At 37.1% G+C, this 3,679-nt stretch carries 4 protein-coding genes; 1 reads left to right on the top strand and 3 read right to left on the bottom strand.

Annotation, left to right across the window (positions count from 1 at the left end; all coding sequences use genetic code 11):
* Nucleotides 1–113: 113 nt before the first annotated feature.
* The 3 genes from GRP75_RS21450 to trxA all read right to left on the bottom strand — a co-directional run bounded on the left by GRP75_RS21450 (nucleotide 114) and on the right by trxA (nucleotide 2,258).
* A complete protein-coding gene (locus GRP75_RS21450) occupies nucleotides 114–443 on the bottom strand; it encodes a thioredoxin family protein (RefSeq protein ID WP_160790308.1) in 330 nt (109 codons plus the stop codon).
* Between the two features lie 587 nt (nucleotides 444–1,030).
* Nucleotides 1,031–1,696 carry an ArsR/SmtB family transcription factor gene (locus GRP75_RS21445; protein WP_023988722.1) on the bottom strand — a complete coding sequence of 222 codons (666 nt, stop codon included), beginning with the start codon at nucleotides 1,694–1,696 and terminating at the stop codon, nucleotides 1,031–1,033.
* Between the two features lie 244 nt (nucleotides 1,697–1,940).
* Nucleotides 1,941–2,258, bottom strand: a complete 318-nt coding sequence (gene trxA / locus GRP75_RS21440; RefSeq protein ID WP_023988721.1) for a thioredoxin — start codon at nucleotides 2,256–2,258, stop codon at nucleotides 1,941–1,943.
* Between the two features lie 710 nt (nucleotides 2,259–2,968).
* On the opposite strand from trxA, the gene GRP75_RS21435 reads away from it, so the two are divergent.
* Nucleotides 2,969–3,679: helix-turn-helix domain-containing protein (locus GRP75_RS21435; protein WP_160790307.1), on the top strand; the 711-nt coding region annotated here is incomplete at its 3' end.

The raw sequence follows: 3,679 nt of genomic DNA, 5'->3' as shown, positions 1-3,679 counted from the left end.
ATAGCAGTGCTCGCAGGTCACTTAAGCCAGCACCAATAATAATCACGGGGTTCTTCATTCTTTTCTCCATCGTATTAAATAGTTTTATTTTCATGTTGATATTACCTTAGAATTTATACCGCATTGTACAACTGTTCTAATCGTGCTTCTAATTGTTCAAACTGAACAAACCGTCCTTCACGAAGATATTCCTTTTGATCAAAAAATAAGATGATCGTGGGAACTGTAAAAATCAATAATTTGCCTGCAACCGCCTCTACCTGACCAGCATCTATATGCGCAAGTTTTATTTCTGGATAGTTGTTGAGTAATTCTTTTAGTTTGGGATAAATTGCATGACATACATTACAATCCTCTTGAGATACATATAGCATACTTAATCGGTTATTTTGGATAAACGTATCTATTTCATTCACTGAAGTTATTTCTTGGACATTTATCATTAATCTCCCGCCTTACTGTATGTTATTCGGAACTGAATGGCTCCAGATCCAATATTATTCAATGCAGTTTTGTTCTAATTTACTTTTCTGACTCCATTCAATTAATTGAGAAACTGGATCTACTAATAACTAATAAATACAAATCATGAAATCCCTGTTTTGGTAAAATACGTGCCGCTTTTTTTCCTTTAAAATATTAATTGGTCAATATAATTACGCTATCTTTTGGAGACAAATCTTTTCCCCAAACAAACGGCAATCGCCCTAGGAAGACATTGTGGATTCCTGAAATGCTATTTTTCAAAATCGGAACTATCTCTTAATGTCAATCCATTTAATATAAACAGGCACCTGATTTTGTTTGATTATAAAGATAACATCTTACACCGCAAGGAAGCGAAAATGTTGAGTTAGCCAGTAAATTATCCTGTATCTATTCTGTTCTGTCATATTAAGTCGAATCATTAAAATCAATAGAACAGTTGAATTTAATGATTAAATTTCAGTTTTATCAACTCTCTAAATCCAACTTTAAATGTTAAAAGCACTATATTTTTCACTTGCATCTTTTATTTAAATTTCATTCCTCATTCTCCATCGTAAGCATTCCACTCTCGGGCTCCTTCTTCTATTCGATACGCTGTGAAGCCCTGTTTTTGAATAAAATCAACAGCTTGAGATGCAAGAGAACAATAAGGGCCCCGACAGTATGCAGCAAGTTCTACATCAGCTTTATTTAATGTTTTTAGGTATTCTTCCAACTGCTCTAAAGGTACAGATATAGCACCTGGGATATGAGATGTGTTATACTCCTCAACTGGTCGGAGATCTATGAGAACCATGTTATCCTGCTTCATTTTTGCCAATAGTTCTTTTTTTGTGATACTTTGAACACCTACATATTGCCTTTTCAACTCATCTTTAATCTGTTTTATGTCAGAGAGTCTGTCCTCACACAAATTCCATAAAGAGGACAAAAAATGAGTTACAGATAAATCACTAATATTATATATAACGAAAGTACCTTTTTTTTGAAATCTAACCAATTTTGCTTCCAGCAAAATTTGTAAGTGACGGGATACATTCGCAACACTCATACCAGTTTGTGTAGCCAAACTTTCAACAGATTTTGGTCCGTTTGATAAGAGATCCATAATCTCAAGTCTTTTGTCACTGGATAAACATTTCCCAATTCGAGCAAATTGCTGATATAAACGTTCTTTAATATCCGATTCAGGACATCTACTTTCCATTTGGAACCTCCTCTTTGTTGCAATACTTGGATTTTCGGGTTATGCCTTCCTGCATTCGAATTACTCACTAGTATGTCCAAGTATAAAATAGCAATCCAACATTTACTTTCAGTTCATTTTGATTCTAACTCAAAAATTCACTTAATAAATTGAAAAAAACGACGGTTCAGAAAAATCCAAATCCGTCGCTCTCTTCACATGTATTTCAATGATTATTACAAAAATGGATTTGTTGAATACTCTGTTAATTAAGCAATCCTAGAATTTTTTCTCTAAGAGCTTGCTTTTGCTCGATCCCCACCATTGTTTCAGCCAGTTTACCATCTTTAAATAAGAGTAGCGTTGGAATACTTCTAACTCCAAATTGTGAAGCCAATTCGATTTCCTCATCAACGTTGACTTTGGCTATTGTTGCTTGTCCGGCTAAATCATCAGCTAGCTCGTTCACGATTGGAAGTTGCACTTGACAAGGTGGACACCACGGTGCCCAAAAATCGACTAGTGTCACTCCGGTTTTAATGTTCGATTCAAAATTCTGTTTTGTTAAAGATACTGCTCCCATAAATAGAATCCTCCTCAATTAATTTATCAATTATTCAATAGATTAATTGAATTATACTTTTGAAATTGAATTTAGTCAACGTTTTTATATCTAATCTTTATATCTCAGAATAGAACTTAAGTTCAATTTACAGCACCTGTATTACTTTCCCGTTTAAACTACTAAGTCTATTTTGTTCTTAAACCAAAAATCCGAAGACCTTTTGATTTATATCAACGGCTAAAGATTCAACTTATTTAAGATTTTAATTAACTAGGGCGTGTCTTCAAACTCAAGTAATCCACACCATATTGCTGCCAAGATTAAATAAAGCCCATATGGAAAAAAAAAGATAATAACCGCCCTATTCCACAGCCAAGGAAAACGGAGCTACTGGCTTTGGTTTATCTGGTATACCCAGACTTTTAGGATCCAGTGTAGAAAGAAAATAAAGTATTAGACTGGAAAATAAAGTTGTAGACTGAGAAAATAAAGTCTTAGACTAACGATGCATCATTAACCGAGGGACGGGCAGATTTGTTTAAAACCAGCGAGACTGAGCAATTTCCAGAGATCGCTCTTTTGGCGAACCGAAGAGTGTGGCTGATCAGGAAACTATCTGCGCTTGGAAAGTAATGTTAGCTGTTGAGTAAAGTGAAATTCCGCAAAAAATATCAAAACAGAGCGTTCCATCTGTCGTAAAGTGAGTATATCGATATGGAGGCATTAAAGTGAATTATAAGGATTTGGTAATCAAGGCCATTACCTATATTGAGGATCATCTGACCGATGAGAGATTAAGCACCAAGGTTATGGAGGCTGCGGGCTATTCGCCGTACCATTTTCACCGGATCTTCCTATCGGTTACGAGAAACTCCGTCTCGGAGTACATACGCAAGCGGAGATTGACACAAGCAGCATACGATTTATTTTATACCAACCAAAGGATCATAGATATTGCCATCCTGTACCGGTTCGAGTCTCAGGAATCCTTCGCCCGAGCCTTTGGGAAAATGTTCTCCATCTCGCCTGGACAATTTCGAAAGCAAAGGGACATGAAGGACACGCTGTTCCGGGCAATGGAGAAGCTTCCTTTGGATGAAGTGGGGCTACAGCATTTGAATAAGAGCGTCTCCCTCGTGCCAGCTATTGTCTGCCTGAATAAGCTGCATCTGGTCGGCATGTCGATACCGGGTGTCAATTCGGACGAAGTCGGAAAGCTATGGCGGAGCTTTAGGCAGCGTTTGTTTGAAATTGAGCGAAAGCCGGATACGGAAGACATATTTTATGCGGTCATTGAACTTACAGGTAGGCAATGGGAAGTCACGTATATTGCTTGTGTCGAGGTGGCTAGCGAGGAGAGTGTAGTTCCCTTGGGAATGGTCGCTAAGCTGCTCCCAGCTGTAACTTATGCGGTTTTTACTCATAAGGGGACATTATCG

This window comes from Paenibacillus sp. OT2-17 (assembly GCF_009827695.1).
GTDB lineage: Bacteria > Bacillota > Bacilli > Paenibacillales > Paenibacillaceae > Paenibacillus > Paenibacillus polymyxa_B.
This window is presented reverse-complemented; position numbering and strand designations above follow the sequence as displayed.